Source organism: Planctobacterium sp. R6, assembly GCF_055755215.1.
In genome coordinates this window covers 75,969-91,383 of record NZ_JBVTQY010000018.1, presented here as the reverse complement: position 1 = coordinate 91,383, position 15,415 = coordinate 75,969, and the positions used below count along the sequence as shown (strand labels likewise).

14 protein-coding genes are annotated in these 15,415 nt (G+C 40.5%); 7 read left to right on the top strand and 7 right to left on the bottom strand.

All coding sequences use genetic code 11. From position 1 onward, the window contains the following. Positions 1–269: 269 nt before the first annotated feature. The 6 genes from AC0J20_RS12965 to AC0J20_RS12940 form a co-directional block, all read right to left on the bottom strand. Positions 270–1,352, bottom strand: coding sequence for an ABC transporter substrate-binding protein (locus tag AC0J20_RS12965; protein ID WP_473021973.1), 1,083 nt, complete (start codon positions 1,350–1,352; stop codon positions 270–272). Beyond that, the gene (locus tag AC0J20_RS12960) at positions 1,315–2,868 is read right to left on the bottom strand and encodes a hypothetical protein (protein WP_473021972.1); all 1,554 of its coding nucleotides are present in this window, start codon (positions 2,866–2,868) and stop codon (positions 1,315–1,317) included. Before AC0J20_RS12960 ends, AC0J20_RS12965 begins: the two co-directional genes overlap by 38 nt. Continuing rightward, positions 2,858–3,862, bottom strand: coding sequence for an ATP-binding cassette domain-containing protein (locus AC0J20_RS12955; RefSeq protein WP_473021971.1), 1,005 nt, complete (start codon positions 3,860–3,862; stop codon positions 2,858–2,860). Before AC0J20_RS12955 ends, AC0J20_RS12960 begins: the two co-directional genes overlap by 11 nt. A gap of 3 nt (positions 3,863–3,865) precedes the next feature. After that, positions 3,866–4,597 carry a hypothetical protein gene (locus AC0J20_RS12950; protein ID WP_473021970.1) on the bottom strand — a complete coding sequence of 244 codons (732 nt, stop codon included), beginning with the start codon at positions 4,595–4,597 and terminating at the stop codon, positions 3,866–3,868. A gap of 13 nt (positions 4,598–4,610) precedes the next feature. Then, positions 4,611–5,417 carry a hypothetical protein gene (locus tag AC0J20_RS12945; RefSeq protein ID WP_473021968.1) on the bottom strand — a complete coding sequence of 269 codons (807 nt, stop codon included), beginning with the start codon at positions 5,415–5,417 and terminating at the stop codon, positions 4,611–4,613. Between the two features lie 281 nt (positions 5,418–5,698). Beyond that, the gene (locus AC0J20_RS12940) at positions 5,699–6,979 is read right to left on the bottom strand and encodes a tyrosine-type recombinase/integrase (protein WP_473021967.1); all 1,281 of its coding nucleotides are present in this window, start codon (positions 6,977–6,979) and stop codon (positions 5,699–5,701) included. A gap of 453 nt (positions 6,980–7,432) precedes the next feature. Here AC0J20_RS12940 and AC0J20_RS12935 point away from each other — a divergent pair, with 453 nt between their 5' ends. The 7 genes from AC0J20_RS12935 to AC0J20_RS12905 all read left to right on the top strand — a co-directional run bounded on the left by AC0J20_RS12935 (position 7,433) and on the right by AC0J20_RS12905 (position 14,391). After that, positions 7,433–8,314 carry a hypothetical protein gene (locus AC0J20_RS12935; protein WP_473021966.1) on the top strand — a complete coding sequence of 294 codons (882 nt, stop codon included), beginning with the start codon at positions 7,433–7,435 and terminating at the stop codon, positions 8,312–8,314. A 66-nt stretch (positions 8,315–8,380) separates the two neighbouring features. Continuing rightward, positions 8,381–9,226, top strand: coding sequence for a hypothetical protein (locus AC0J20_RS12930; RefSeq protein ID WP_473021965.1), 846 nt, complete (start codon positions 8,381–8,383; stop codon positions 9,224–9,226). 110 nt (positions 9,227–9,336) lie between these two features. Next, a complete protein-coding gene (locus AC0J20_RS12925) occupies positions 9,337–10,251 on the top strand; it encodes a tyrosine-type recombinase/integrase (protein ID WP_473021964.1) in 915 nt (304 codons plus the stop codon). After that, entirely contained in the window at positions 10,248–12,260 is a 2,013-nt protein-coding gene (locus AC0J20_RS12920) for an AAA family ATPase (RefSeq protein ID WP_473021963.1), read from the top strand. The genes AC0J20_RS12925 and AC0J20_RS12920 overlap by 4 nt, the downstream gene beginning before the upstream one ends. A 22-nt stretch (positions 12,261–12,282) precedes the next feature. After that, complete coding sequence (locus AC0J20_RS12915; RefSeq protein ID WP_473021962.1) at positions 12,283–12,720, top strand: DUF6641 family protein; 438 nt, start codon at positions 12,283–12,285, stop codon at positions 12,718–12,720. A gap of 176 nt (positions 12,721–12,896) precedes the next feature. Beyond that, positions 12,897–13,304, top strand: a complete 408-nt coding sequence (locus AC0J20_RS12910) for a DUF2787 domain-containing protein (protein WP_473021960.1) — start codon at positions 12,897–12,899, stop codon at positions 13,302–13,304. Between the two features lie 76 nt (positions 13,305–13,380). After that, positions 13,381–14,391 carry a DNA cytosine methyltransferase gene (locus tag AC0J20_RS12905; RefSeq protein ID WP_473021959.1) on the top strand — a complete coding sequence of 337 codons (1,011 nt, stop codon included), beginning with the start codon at positions 13,381–13,383 and terminating at the stop codon, positions 14,389–14,391. A 67-nt stretch (positions 14,392–14,458) separates the two neighbouring features. Here AC0J20_RS12905 and AC0J20_RS12900 read toward each other — a convergent pair whose 3' ends face one another. Beyond that, entirely contained in the window at positions 14,459–15,319 is an 861-nt protein-coding gene (locus AC0J20_RS12900) for a NaeI family type II restriction endonuclease (RefSeq protein ID WP_473021958.1), read from the bottom strand. Between the last annotated feature and the right edge of the window lie 96 nt (positions 15,320–15,415).

Here is a 15,415-nt window from a genome sequence, read left to right as displayed (position 1 = left end):
TGGGGAATAACTTATTCTTTTGTTCATTGGCTAATTCTCTCAAGATAATTAGCCTCCGACAAACCCGGATTGATTCAAAGGCCCAGATACAACAAAACCCGCTAAAAAGCAGGTTTGAAGTATGGTACCAGAGGCCGGACTTGAACCGGCACAGTATTGCTACCGGCGGATTTTGAAAAGTTTGCGTCTATTTTACCTCACTAACGACGGCTAATAGCCGCCAGTTCAAAGCGCTTTGCAAAAACTTTGCAAAAAACTTAGTTATATACTTATCCCTTTACACGCTCCCAAGCAGATTCAAACCGTGTTAACTCTTTACCGCTTAGACTTTCAAGAAACTTCATATTCTTTGGTTCTGAAACCTTAAATGTAACCTTTTCTGCTGGTTTTAAGCTCATCTTCGCAGCTCTATTGGTGGTTAAATATTTAGTGGTCATTATTATGTCCAAATGGACTGACTTTTCTAGTAAATGATTCATAAACTTATAGGCATTTTCTTTATTGGGAGAGTCTTTAGGAATGCATATTCCATCTTGAAATTTAATGCCCCCACCATTTGGTACCGCATAACTCCAGTTTGGATTTTTGCTCTTCACTTGTAATGAGTCGCCACTCCACGCAAACGCTACATCAACTTCAGAGTTCAACATTCTTGATTTACCAGTATCAGCAGAAAACTCCAATATAAGAGGCCTAATTCTACTCAAAATTCCGACAGCCTTATTAAGCTGTTCATCTGTAGGGTTATTAGGATCCCACCCATTCTCCATTAAAACAGAGCCCAGGACTTGCCTAGCATCGTCCAGAACAACAACTCTTCGCTTAAGCTTTTGCTCTCCTTCTACATCCCTGATCAAGTAGTTCCATGAAAACTCGGAAGCATCAATCCCTTTGATGTTAGCCGTGTTGATAGCGAAACCGGTATTCCCATACAAATAAGGTACACAAAACTTCAACCAACCTCTCTTATCGAACTCAGAAATAGCATCTTTCTCAATTTCAGAAACGTTTGGTATAGAAGTTAGATCAATTGCACTTAATAAATCGCTATCTATTAAATTCTGAATCATATAATCACTAGGAACTACGATGTCGTATGTACCAGGGGATTGCTCAATAAAAAACCGAGCCTCCTCATTACTGGAGTAGATTTTGTAATCAACAGAAACCCCTTCTTCTTGCTGAAAAGAGTCGATAGTATGCTTACCAATATAAAAATCCCAGTTGAGCACACTAACTTTTGGTTTTTGTGTAATATGATAAACCGCGAACAATATAAAAAGCGAAAACATAATAACAAGAAAAATTTTAACTTTATTTATAAAAATTACACTCTCTTTTAAATAAAACAAAAACCAACAAACAGACTGAAGTTACAGTTAAAGCTCTATATAAGAAATGCTCGATAATTAAAAAAGCATCGCCATAATGGAACCCCTTGGAAACCTTTCCTGCAATATCAACAGTTAGGGACTTCATAGATCCTGCCGACGAAGTAATTAATTGATAGTTATCTAAATATAGAAAACAAACTATCAAAATTGCTCCTGTTACAAATTTTTTGTGCTCTGATACAACAACAATTATTGCGCTCACGACTGAAGACCTAGAGAACTCGCAAAATAGCCTATGATCAAAATCAATAGAGTCAAAGTATTCAACGAAAAGGTAATAAAGAATTGCAGTGGAAAAGCTAGCAAACATAACTACGCACATAAAAAAACCACTACTAAACCCTAAATACTTGATAAGAAATGCAGAAATTAGAATAAAAATAACTTCTGGTGAGAGAGCCACCACCAAAATCGCCAAGAAAGAAAATTTCCTGACAATGTATTTCTTCATAGTTCTTAGAGGGGCAAGGCTTATCATTAGAAAAAATGAAATAAGCAAAATGCACGACAACTGAAGAACTGAGTTTATAAAACTAAAAAATGAGTTCTGAAAAAAATTATAATTAAATCCCTCTTCAATTCCAAACATCCAAGAAACCTGTGAGAATATCAACAATATGAATAGAAAAGCCATTCCATTTTGAACAACAATACTTTTTATTTTGCTAGGTGGTAAAACATCCGAACTTCTTTTGGATAAAAGCTTGGTCTTCATACGACTAGAAATATAAACTAGGAATAAATAAACTAAAAGAGTTGTAACAAAGCCACTCAATGCCATGATGATCGCTGCAGTTATATCATTCGTGAACAGTATTCTGCTTGTGATCATTGGGCCGAAATAGTTAGTTTTCCTGAAGGTAACCATCTCAACAACCCAAGGCTCGAAAAAAGATACGAGAAAAATTAAGGAGCCTAACAACGGAAGAGCAGAGTAAAACCTAGACAAATCTAATATTTGCTCTTTGTCTTTCTCCAACAATAACTTTTCTTCATGTAAATCACTTTTTGAAAAGAAAAGCTCTATAAGTAGCACTAAAGGAAAAAAATATAAAGCTAGAGTCAGAGAAGGGACTAGAATATTAAAAACAACATCAGGTAAGTAAGGGCCTTCTTCAAAAACTGTCAAAAGCAAAAAAATTGAACTTTGTAGAGAAAAAGATCGAGAAATTGGGTCAAAAAGGTAATAAATAATAAATAGTAGTAATAGAACCCGCCTATCTCTAGCTTTTCTCAATTGGAAAGTTAGGCCTATTACAATCAGCATCGAGAGTAATGCTACTATCAACGTTCTTTGAAAAGAAAAAAGCACCTCGTTACTGAATATATCTCTAATATGAAAAAACTGATTACTAAATGTTATCTTAAAGTCATAAAAGTCGACAAACATTGCGCAAAAAAATGAGGCTATAATGAAAAGCGAAAAAACTCCAATAAGGGCATTGGCAGAATAAAACAATAAGTTATTCTTCATATGCGTAAGCACTTTCCAATATAAAAAAGTAATTTGCACTCAATGACTTGGTTGTTCTACCGCTTGTTTTTGCTATCAGTTCACAGCTATCCTTTCCAAACTCAAACTCCATTCGAAAGTAACGCTGGCCTTTTATATATAACTCTTGAATTAGAACAAGGTGGTCAGAAATAATGCTACCAAGGCAAAAATAAGCCTCTGAGGAAGAATTTTCATAATCTCCTTCATGTAAACTAACACTTCCTTCCCAAAATGATATATTAGAAAAGTTGAAAATATCATCCTTCAATTTTTCGACACAAAATATCCTTCTAAATTGCTCTATTGAGAATACGTTTGTGACACTTAGTGATTCAATAAATGAATTAGGAACAGTCTTTAAGTTTTGGTGGTGCTCACTGGGCGAAACACAATTAACAAAACATCCATTCTCTAGCAATTTAATTCTATCGGCGATAGACCAAAGCAAAGGAATATTATGGCTTATCACTAGCGATGGGGCTTCATTTCTTTTCCGTTCTCTTAATAAGCTTGTTAGTACTCTTTCGATCTGCCTTCCTACACCGACGAAAGGCTCATCAAGTATAAGAAGCTGAGGGTTTATCAGTAGCCCACGTAATACATTAATTCGTTTTCTTTCGCCTCCGCTTAAGCCATTCGCTAATAACTCTAATTTTTCATTTATGCCTAGTAACCGAGAGTTCAGAGTTAGCTTATTATTAAAACTCTCACTCCGTGTGTCGACTCCGAAATTAGCGCATACGAGTTCAATGTTTTGCCTGACTGATAAACTTTCGAATACGGTATCTCTCTGCGTGATTAAGTATGAGTTAGGTAGTGAGTCTGCCAATGAAGCTGCATATGTACTTTTCCCTGAACCAGAAATACCATAAATCCCAGTGATGCTTTTTAGCGAAATTTCATATTGAGGTATGTCTATATGACAATTATATTTGTTAATTTTAATAGGAGGGACTTTTATTGAATTTCCCATAGACTAAATTATCTTAGACCATTCTTTGGCGTTAAATGTGATGTCATAAACTCCAATTAGAATAGATATGACAATGCTTAAAGCTGCTAAATTCGTACTACCTAAATCCATAAAGCTGATAGTAATAATCATAAGCAGTAATTCGATTACCGATACCCAAGCCCATTTTTTGTTAAGCTCTTTTATATTTTGAGCCTCTTCGTTAGTAAGGTTAATCTTGTCCGGAGATATTAATTTAGTAGCGCTTATCCAGAATACGCAAAGAATCAAATCAAAAAAGAGCGCTACGGCTATGATAGTAGGAATAACAACATTAGTCGTGTTGCCTTGTAAATCAGCAAAATTTTTTGATATTGAAATTGCTACCATGTAGTGAAGCACGAATAGGACTAGGGTAAGCGTTTGGTCAGCAATGAACGAGTAATACAGATATCTAGGATTCTGAGTTCTTATATTTTTCTCTTTAGAAAGTGGGCTTGTAACTAATGCACCAGCGGTGTGCCTTATTAGAGTAATAAAGAAGTAGATTAAAATAACAATTTGCCATAACTGGAAGTCCCCCATATTACTCCAAAAAAGTGAGGACTTAGTAGAATCGCCATTCGCTATACTCTGTTTTGTAAAATAGTCATAGATACCCTCTCCTAACTTTTGCAGTATCGCAGCAAAAATCACAGTAACAATAAAAATCTTTGTAGAGTCTGCTAAGTGCGTAATTGGCTTTCCTTCACTCACCCTGTTATGCCTCTTAAATATATCGTATGGCTAGGTTTGGATATCTCTCAACGAAAATACCGTCTACTATTTCGGCCTCCATATTTTCGACCATCCATTTTCTTACTTTGTCTACTTCTATTTTCTTACAGCTAAATATATCGAAGATTAATTCCATTTCACCCTTTAAAACCATACATTTCAAAGAGACGTGAGAGGTTGTTATACCTACAATAAATTCTGCAAAATCTTCATGATTTGTTGTATATTCAACAGACGACAATTGTTTCATCCCTATGAAATTAATTAGTTCACCTATCTTTTTCGATGTGGAGTATATGTAAGATTTTGTTAGTCCGTAACTTTTCTTTAAAACAGCCCTAACTATCAAATGGCTATGGTTATCTGGCCCCGTATTGCACCTTTTTTCCATGTTAAAATCATTTTTACTTATCAATTTACAACCCATTTGATTGGTTGAAACTATTTGAATTTTTACGCTATAAGTCAAAAAGAAATTATCAATACTTTGCTTTATTTTTTCTTCAGATAACGCCTTCCTTTTGTAAACGAGATCAATCTGAATTATTCCAGGGTCGCATGAATCCCAATGATGAAAAGCCATGGTCAAAGAGTCAGATACTAGATAGCCAGTCCAACCACTGTTATTGATTGGCGTTGAGTATGAAAGTCTTTTTATTGTAGGGGTGTCGTTACCAGAAAGAGATAAAAATAGTTCATTTAATCCTATGTTTAGCTTTTTTGGATTAAACATAGGAGACTCTGCGCTATGGGAGAGCTCGGCTGTTATCAAATATTGTGTTAGCTCATTTATTTTCATATCACTTTCAAACATAGAATGTTAACACTAGGCTGTGATTCGTAATGCACTAATCGACGCTGGCAAGCGATTCTAAAAAGGTACATATACTCTTGATGGATGAACCCTACTATTCTCTATAAAAAATCCTAATTGTAAACAACATTTTCTGTTGAACCATTCTATTGGAGAGTCTACGAGCAAGACAGTATTAAACGCTGGTATGCTCGTTTTAGCCTGCATGGTAAATGGTATGCAAAGGAAACAAGGCAATTCTGTCTTTTTCCTTTGAAGTAACTTCTCTAAATACATCCTCGCTTCATGTAGTTAGTTTCCCACTCCTTAGCCCTCTTAGTATAAGAGGCAACGGCTCGATCAGTGGATAGCGCGAATCTGTCTTTGACCTGTTTGATCTCATCCATTTCAACCCCCGAAAGCTGATTGCCAAACATCTTGGGGGTGACGTGACTGTAGTGCTGTTCAATCATAGATATGGATGTACCACTCTGCTTCGCAAGTATTTCCATGCTAACTCGTTGAGCCATAAGCTCCCATGTAATATAGCTGTGACGAAGCGAATACAATGTGCGAGTACCGTGTGGCGACTCCTTCATTCCAAGTTCATCCAAAACAGCTGTGAATGTCCGGCTTAGCTCTTTAGTCGTCTTACCATTTTTTAAGCGGAATATTAGGTCACTTGGCTTCCGGTCTGGAAAATCTAGTGTCAGCAACCAAATCGCATCGTAGATATTGGCATTGCATACAACTTCGCGCGTGCCAGTAAATTTGGTTGTTTTGCCCTTTCTCACCGTAAGGTAAAAGCGTGCCATGTGGTCCTGTGTCTGTATATGAAGATCACCCCAAGTAAGCTGATTCAACTCAGAGCCAGGTCTTAGCCCGGTATTAATGGCAAACTCCATATAATAGAAAAGGCATCGTCTGATCTGTGCCGTTACTTCTTTTCTCGCATTTTTTTCCATTTCAGTGACTTTGGCACAAATGCGTTCATACTCTTCAGGTGTGAATGACGCGCGTCTTGTTCCTTCTTTACCAACATTGTTTAAATTGGGAACTTGTAGTGGTGACATCCACTGATTGTCCAATGCAATCTTGAAAACCATATTCAGAGCGGCGTTATGATTGAGAATTGTAGACTTGGATAACTCTTTTTTAGCGATCTCTATGCGCTTTACGTTAAATTTTCTGAGCTTGTCTTGGTCAATAGAAGTAATGTAGTTTCGGTCAAAAAATGGAATGTGATATTTTGTCAACGCTCCGATGTAGTCCTTGTAGGCAACCTTGCCAGTACCCATATCAAGTTCGTGTTGCATTTGCTCAATTGCTTTTTGAGCGACATCACGGAACCGCTTACTCGTCGATAACGTTCCTGTTTCAATTTTAATTTTGTACTCAGTTCGAAGATAGCGTGCTGTCGCCTTTGCCTCTTCTAAGTCTTTCTGCTTAGTCGTTTTGCAGTACCACTTCCCAAACAACTTAAAACGTGCATACCAACGTTTGCTGTTATCCTGCAAAAAAACATACAACGTATCATCGATGTTATGTCGATCAACTAGATTAGCCATTACCTACTGCCTTGCAAAGAAAAATAACGTGTATAGTTAATGTTACGTGGTTTGCGTGCAGTCGCAATCGAATTATGGATAGTTGCTGTTAATGTGTATTAACACAAACTACTTTATGCTGATTCCTCTACTCGTTAATTACATCAAATTATAGATTTGAGCTGCCAGTTGACAGCTGTCAACTATGAGCAGTCCCAAGAAACTTCACTTCAATGATGGTAGCACTCTTACAAGCATATTTATCAGCCCGTTTTTAACACTATTCACACTTTTAAGTTGTAACAACTTCCTTTCATCCTAGAGAAATCGCGCCTTATTCCAATATAGCTGAAACATATTCCAAATAAGTTTAAAAAATTTTGCGTTTAGATAAGTGAAATTCCTAATTTCACACCTAAGCGACCAATCGCTTAAAAAATCATTATTAATTTCAGTTACATACGGAAGGTTATCATGTGTTTAAAGAAAAAATCCTCAAATAGTATCCCAGCAATTGTCGACGATAGGCATTTGAAGCAACTGTCCAAAAAAGTAAGAGTAGCCAATAAAGATGGAACTAGGGCACTTGCACAGGTTTATGCCAACAGTAATTGGAAGAACCTTAAGTGCCAAAGCTTCAAAGAATGGGTTTCAAGTGAACTCCCAGAGCACTCTTACTGTGCTGCTAGAGCATTAGTCGAGTCTGGTCTCATTACTTACGATTTAACAGGAACATGGAAAAGAGTTGGTGACTTTTCACAGAACTCTATGCGTTGTTTTCGTGATTTAGACTACGACCAGAGACAGCATGTTTGGTCATTCTTAGCAAGAGAGCACAAACAAGAGTTCGGTACCAAAGAAATAACGGCGAAATGGCTTACTGCAAAGCGAGTGAAGTTGGCAAAGAGCGGGTATTTAGGTCAGAAACAGGAAGATGTTAGGCCGCCGTCGAATGGGCGGCTATTTGATTCGCTGGACCCCGAAGATAAAGAACATTCATCTCAAAGTAAGCATAACTGCACAGATAGCTTTTGTAATGATGAGAATGACTTATCAGAATCAAAAGAGTCTCAATTTCAGAAAGAGATTTTTGAAGATGTTGTTCAAATCCAGAAACCACCACAACTGTTAGCAAATCAAAAAAAGAGGATAAAACGATTTAAAGCCCTACTCGAACAATTCGACGGAAGCCAGAGTGTAGGAGAGTTCCTTATCGAAAAAGTCGTAGATGAGTACGTCGATAAGCTCCCATCGATCGATCAAGTCATAGCCAGAACGGCAAAAAAACGATGCGTAAAGATCAACAGGCTACAGAATAAGCGGCTTGTCGGTACTTCTGTTAATGGAGGAGAATAAATATGAATATCCTACCAACTATAGAAATTGATGCGCTTGCTCTGACTCTCAAAGGTTCACTCAAGTTTGATGCGAGAATTTTGCAGCGAAGATTCATTTCACTTTCAAGGAATTTTAGACAACAAGCCTTCGCCACAAACAGATATAAACAAGCGATACGTATTCCGCTTGATTCAAGTTGTGTTGAGTTTTTTTGACAGCAGCAAACCTTGGTTATTGGTGCAAATAGACCCAAAGAATGCCGCTAATGATTCACCGTTACAGGTAGAACTAAAGTCATTTCCGTATTCGAATAAACACTTTGAGCTTGTTGGTGAAACAATCAAATATCTGCTTGATTATAAAGGTCTCATATCTAGCTCCGAACTGACCGTAACTAGATTGGATCTCGCAATTGACATACAAGGTGATTTGTCCAAGGTATTAATACACAAAAGTAAAACCAGAGTTACTGAAACGAGCTATGGACAAGATGGTAAACTTCGGTGTATTCGGCTTGGGCGTTCAAGGTCTAAGCGTTATGTTGTCGTCTATGGTAAGGGATGGAGAGAATCAAGAACGACAAAAGTATTTCAAGGCAATAAGTTGCGCATAGAAATGCGATGCAGACCAAGAATATCGCTTTCGGATATCATTGTAAGTCTTAATCTCCAAAGCTTTCTGTCGAGCATTTATCTATATGATTTACAGAAAGTTCGTTCGTCAAATATTTTTGATTCTCAGACACTTAGGCTTTGTAAACACTTTGGTATTACGCCTATCGTAATGAGCAGTAAGCCTGCCACTAGAAAAAGGTTGCTTAGATACCTGCGAGCTTATCAAAAGCAGATTATCTCTGACTCTATGATTGAGAGCGGGTTATCCAGAATCGAAAAGCAGTTGAAACTGATATCGAATAAATGTGATAAATAGGTCAAAAACAGCGGCAGGAATCCCCTGAAATAGGCGTTACATTGTGGGTATGGCTGTGGTCCAGCAGCCGCTTTTTCCCACTAAAAACAACGCTTATTCAGGAGATTCCTATGGATGCACAGTGTCCGTATCAGCTTTATTTGGCTCGATTATCAAGCAACAGTAGGCGGTCAATTCAGGCTCAGTTAGAAGGCATTGCTGATGTCATGGGTTGGCTGCTTGATGATTTACCCACCAAACTCGCCAGTGTTGACTATGCACAGGCGCTTTCCATTCAAAACACACTTTTACGCGAAGGCCATGCGCCACGCACGATTAACAGAGCCATGATGGCCATTCGCGGTGTGGTAAAAGCTGCCGTTATTACCAACCAAGTCGACCAACAACATTATCTTAATCTTCAATCTGTGCCCAAAGTAAAGCATGGGCAGCATGCAGGTACACCGCTTACGGTGCATCAGGTAAGAAAGCTATTTCGGCTACTAGCACAGAACCGCGCGCCTTTAGGTCTGCGGAACTATGCCATCTTTGCTGTGATGCTAGGATGTGGCTTGCGCCGCAGTGAAGTCGCCGACTTAAATAGTGGGCACTATGACTATGAAAAACGCACACTGTTTGTTGCCCAAGGCAAAGGCAATAAGTCGCGTACCGTCTACTTGCCTGACTGGGTGCAAGTAACCATCGAAGACTGGATGGAGGCTCGTACTGACAAGCCTGGCTACCTATTCTGCACAGTAAAACGCGGTGGTCATGCGCATAACGGTAATCCTATTAACGGTGAACTGGTTTACTCGCTCGTTAAACGGTATTTCAAGGAGCTTGGCCTGCCTACCGTTACACCACATGACTTACGCCGAACCTATATCACCCGATTACTAGACCAAGGCGCTGATCTCAATACGGTTAGACAAATGGCAGGGCATTCGGATATCTCAACCACCGTTATCTACGACAAGCGCGATGACAAAACCATGCGTAAAGCAGCAGATGAACTTAATTATGGTGATGCAGGACTGCCGCTATGACATCGAGTAACAATGAAACCAGTGCGCTTCCTGCATTGGGCTCGAATCTGACTTTGCGCTTGTTGGAAGTTACACCAACACATGTAGATTTTGATTGGTCTGCCACATTGCCCAAGGTGATAGACAAGAATGTGCGCCTTACTAAGGCATTGAAAAAGCAGGATGTTAAGAAGGTACTGTTATCAAATCTTGTACTATCTGCCGAAGAGAAGCGGTTATCACAAAACCTCGAAAAGGTTTGTGAGCTGTTTGGACTAGCACATCCATGCGGCGAGATAATGCTCTTCACAATGCTGCTAGCCATTAATGAAGGCTTCGCCAAGCTTTACTCCGACATGGAATTTACCGTCCAGCGTCTGACTAATCAGCGCATCTTATGCCATATGTTCGAGTCGAGCATTGAGGCATTACACGATGCACAGACAAAACTCTTTGAACTCGGTTTTGTCGATAGCATGGACATCGATAATCTATCAACCCTAGGTCTTCCGTTCTTTCTTCGCAATGCGCTATTGACGACAACGATAAAGACAAAAGAGCAGCTGTTAGCGCCATTGATGACATGTAGCCCAGAGGCACAGTTCGGGCTTAAAGACTTTGCTCATATTAACTACGATTTGGTGAGCGAGTACCTCAATGCCGCAATTGATAAACAGGTGTCGGGTGTTTCGCTTCTACTTTACGGTGAAAGTGGCAACGGCAAGACCGAGCTTGCCCGAACGCTTGCAAAGACCTCTCATCGTCAGCTTATTGAGGTACGTGCAAAAGACACCAAGCAGACGGCTACGCAGAATGAATTTGGTTATCCGTTTGCCAGCGATGAACGGCTGCAAAGCCTGAAGCTGTTACAAACCTTATTAGGCAGTAACAGCAATGCCATGTTACTAATTGATGAATGTGAAAGTCTGTTCGACCAAGCCGATACCCGATATACCAAAGAAAGGCTACAGCGGTTTATTGAACACACCCAAGTGCCGTGCATCTGGATAACCAACTATATCGACTGGCTGGAGCCGAGCTACATTAGAAGGTTCAAGCTGGTGATGGACGTCACAGCGCCGCCTGCGTCGCAGCTTGAATCCATTATCCAGAAATCCAGTAAAGGCTTGCGTCTGGCCAAGACGTTCAAACATCAATGGGCAAAAACAGATAATCTCACGCCAGCGGTAATAGATAATGCCTGCCATGTTTCCCAATTGGTAAATCACTCGGGTAACGATGCCGAAAAGACGGTAACCGAAGTGGCTGAAAACACCTTGATCGCATCTGGCCTCTTGGAGTCTGTACCGAAATACCAAGGTGACATGCCGTTTGATATGAGCCTGCTCAATATCAAAGGCCCCAAGTCGCGAATTCGCGACATCGATAGTGCGATTAAATGCGATGCGCCTATTCGTGTATTACTAACTGGACCACCCGGCACAGGAAAAACCGCATTGGCTCATCATCTTGCCGAGGTTCACGACAAGGCAATTATCCGTGTCTCAGCATCGGATGTGCTCAGCAAATACGTGGGCGAAAGCGAGCAACAGGTTTCAGGGCTGTTCTATCGCGCCCATCGTGAACAGGCCGTCTTGCTTATCGATGAAGTCGATAGTCTGTTAGCAAGCAGGCAGCACCTGACCGCCCAACACGATGTACAACTGGTCAATGAACTGCTGACGCAACTTGAGTGCAATACACAGCCCGTGTTCGCTGCCACCAACTACGCAGCCAAGTTAGACCATGCGGTGCTGAGACGCTTTGACATCAAGCTTGAATGCACGTACTTGTCAGTTAAACAACTGCATACGCTGTACAAGCAAACGCTTGGCATACGCGTTCTCACGCAGTCTGAGGCCTCTGCACTCAGTAAGCTTAAGCATATTACGCCAGGTGATTTGGCCATCGTTGCCAGACACATGCGTTTTAACCCCAAGACGGACCACCGCAATCAAGCACTCTCGCTGCTTGTTGAGGAAAACCGTCGCAAACAACCTAAAACTCCAATCGGCTTTATAGCCGACTAAACCAACCTAGAAGGTATACAACATGACTACATCAGTATTGAGTTCGCTCAAGGTTATCGCTCGTCCTAAAATCGAGCCAAAGCCACCGGTTCTCGGCAAACGCCTCAAGCTCATTGAAAAGCTGGAGCAGCAAAAAGAAATGGCTGTCTGCATGATAGAGAACCGCCGTTTCGAAGCCTTTCGGGATAAGAAGGTCAAAAATCCCGAGACAGGCGAAGTCATTGTTCAGCGACGACCTACCACCGTGAGACCTTGGTATTACGACAGTGACAACCACTACTATCTGGAAGTCAAAGTGAACAATAAACCTATCGATATACAAAAAGGTAAACCTGCTATTGATATCGGTGATAAGGCCAAACTGCCTGAGGTAATCGACACCATCATTAAAGCGACAGAGTCCGGCGAGCTGGATGAGTTCTTACTAAAACCTGCTGTACCGAAGAAGGCTAAGCAATAGAACACAGACTGCGGATAACGCTCTTTGTGTTATCCGCTTCTATTCATCTGGCAAGTAGGATACTGCCGCAAAGATAGGTACTTGGCTTATCTGCATAGCAATAAATTAGTGTTCTTCCAACGAATCTAGCGCCGAAAAGCGCACATCACATCCAATCAAAACATTCGAGGTATTTTATGCGTATCCATTACGATGGACTGGCTTTGCCTGTCTCAACCAAATTCGCCCATGCACTTCAGACGCTGTTAATTGAAAAGCAGGCAGATTCAGAGTCCGTCACAATAAACTTTCGTGACCCAACCTATTCACCTGAAGAAGGCGGTTTCCACCCAGTCGAGATTAGGCTCGAACGGCAAGGCAACAAATGGCACTTTTGCTATATCACCGACTTCGCTTATGTCGGCAGCGGGCCGTATGCAGAGCTTGCCAAAGAGCTCGACTTTGACTTCCAGTCTGGTGTCTTTCAGAACCTATTCGGGGTATTTCCTATCGAGCAGGCAACAGAGATGTTTAAAATTTGGGAAAGTAACTTTCTCCGCTATTGGTTGAGTATGAATGCCTATCGCATTGAACAATCCAACTAAACAAAAAACAAGAACTGGACTTTTAGAATTTCAGGAAATGCTGTATATTTGAACATATGTTTGGAGAATTATAATAATGTTCACTTCTATTGAATTGTGCGCTGGAGCGGGTGGCCAAGCGTTAGGTCTGGAATGGGCCGGTTTTGAGCACCTGTGCCTAGTTGAGAATGATCATCATGCTTGTGAAACACTTCGTTTGAATCGAAAGCATTGGCAAGTATTTGAGCAAGACCTTAGAAAATTTGATGCGAAAAAGTACGAAGGTGTCGATCTTGTTGCAGGAGGTGTTCCCTGTCCTCCTTTCTCTGCAGCCGGCAAACAACTAGGTGCAGATGACGAAAGAAACCTGTTCGACGAGGCCCTTAGAATTGTTGAAGAGACCTCAGCCCGAGCAGTCATGCTGGAAAATGTTAGAGGTCTTCTTGATGATAAGTTCTCAGACTACAGAAACTCGATAGCTAACAGACTAACTGAGCTCGGCTATCGCTCCGAGTGGAAACTTTTAAATGCGTCTGACTTCGGAGTGCCACAATTACGTCCAAGAGTGATTCTTGTGGCGTTAAAGGAAGAACTTTTTCCATATTTCAATTGGCCAGAGGAACAGCCAAATTCGGCCCCTACTGTCGGTGAAGCTTTATATGATCTGGTGGCAAAAAACGGCTGGCCACACGCAGAGGAATGGAAATCAAAGGCTAATAAAATTGCACCTACTCTGGTAGGGGGATCCAAAAAACATGGTGGTCCAGATTTAGGACCCACTCGTGCTAAAAAAGCGTGGAAGGAGTTATCCGTAAACGGCCATTTGGTACAATATGATTCTCCAGCAAATGATTTCATTGGCAAAGAGGGCTTTGAAAATATGCCTTATTTGTCTCTTAGGATGGCTGCAAGAATCCAAGGGTTTCCCGATGATTGGGAGTTTTTTGGTAAGAAGACTCACTCATACAGGCAAATCGGAAATGCGTTTCCTCCCCCAGTTGCTTCGGCAGTAGGAGCTCAAATATACAACGCTTTAGTCACCAGCTCTCAAGCTATAAGACAAAAATCTCAAAATCATCAGATTTCAGGACAAGTAGAGTTGGTTTAATCCAAGTATTGGCATATGCATGGTCTTTGCCGCATCACAATGCCGTCCTATTCGAATCCGTCCGTTGTTAAGGTTTAGATAGCAAGTTTGGATTAACAGCGACAAACTCATCTGCACCCACATTCGCAAACCCATAATCTTCAAGAATTTTACTATCGTAGGCACCAGTTAGAACAAGTATTCCCTCTTTCTCTAACTGATCTCTTGCACCTCCATTTTTTCTCAACCTTTTCATTGGATCCTTCTGGGTTGCAACACACTCAACAATATATCGATTCATTACCACATTGGGCACTAAACGACACAATCGGCGTATCTTCTCTGCGCCTGAAGCAAAAGGGTCTGTAAGTTGATAGCATATTTCTGGGCTTAGGCTTTCGAAAAAGTTGGCTTGCATCTCTACGTCCTTGCCAATCCAAAGGATAGCTTTATTACCAGAACTTATGCTCCGCTTCTTATCTTGATTCATCCCAGTGGAAATGTTGTCCATTGAACAGTAAACGATTCCGACACTAAACAACCCTTTTGTGTCATTGATTTTAACTAACAAACAATGCTGATTTATTGCCTCTTTTGGGATCATCCAGCTGCTACCGATTGTATTCTTTACATCCAATTCCTTTCCACCGATGGAGAGATCCAAAATATCCCCTTTAGGCAGCTTAAACAGATGCCTTAGAACTATTTCAACCTTTGTACCAATGTAAGTCTTCTCGGTCTTTTCAATTTGAGACAAACTAAATCGTTGCGTTCTAGGCATGTCAATAACTTCATCCACTGCATTGCGCAATGTTGGTCCAACGTCTTCGAGAAAGCCACCAACGCCACCTAACAACTCAACAAGCGACTTCGCAATTGACACGCTGTCCAAGGCATCTGGATTGATTCTTAAGAACTCCTTGATACACTCAACATTTCTCATATCCATGGGTTACAACTCCTGTTTGTGTTCTTTTCAAGTTAGCCTATTTCATTGTCTGAGGAAATTTAAACTTGAATAGCATGAGAGTCGTGTTTGAAATTA

Excerpts from the sequence above, each read along its gene's own strand:
- AC0J20_RS12960 (WP_473021972.1), bottom strand. The coding sequence starts at position 2,868 with ATGAAGAATAACTTATTGTTTTATTCTGCCAATGCCCTTATTGGAGTT.
- AC0J20_RS12955 (WP_473021971.1), bottom strand. The coding sequence starts at position 3,862 with ATGGGAAATTCAATAAAAGTCCCTCCTATTAAAATTAACAAATATAAT.
- AC0J20_RS12945 (WP_473021968.1), bottom strand. The coding sequence starts at position 5,417 with ATGAAAATAAATGAGCTAACACAATATTTGATAACAGCCGAGCTCTCC.
- AC0J20_RS12940 (WP_473021967.1), bottom strand. The coding sequence starts at position 6,979 with ATGGCTAATCTAGTTGATCGACATAACATCGATGATACGTTGTATGTT.
- AC0J20_RS12935 (WP_473021966.1), top strand. The coding sequence starts at position 7,433 with ATGTGTTTAAAGAAAAAATCCTCAAATAGTATCCCAGCAATTGTCGAC.
- AC0J20_RS12925 (WP_473021964.1), top strand. The coding sequence starts at position 9,337 with ATGGATGCACAGTGTCCGTATCAGCTTTATTTGGCTCGATTATCAAGC.
- AC0J20_RS12920 (WP_473021963.1), top strand. The coding sequence starts at position 10,248 with ATGACATCGAGTAACAATGAAACCAGTGCGCTTCCTGCATTGGGCTCG.
- AC0J20_RS12915 (WP_473021962.1), top strand. The coding sequence starts at position 12,283 with ATGACTACATCAGTATTGAGTTCGCTCAAGGTTATCGCTCGTCCTAAA.
- AC0J20_RS12910 (WP_473021960.1), top strand. The coding sequence starts at position 12,897 with ATGCGTATCCATTACGATGGACTGGCTTTGCCTGTCTCAACCAAATTC.
- AC0J20_RS12905 (WP_473021959.1), top strand. The coding sequence starts at position 13,381 with ATGTTCACTTCTATTGAATTGTGCGCTGGAGCGGGTGGCCAAGCGTTA.
- AC0J20_RS12900 (WP_473021958.1), bottom strand. The coding sequence starts at position 15,319 with ATGGATATGAGAAATGTTGAGTGTATCAAGGAGTTCTTAAGAATCAAT.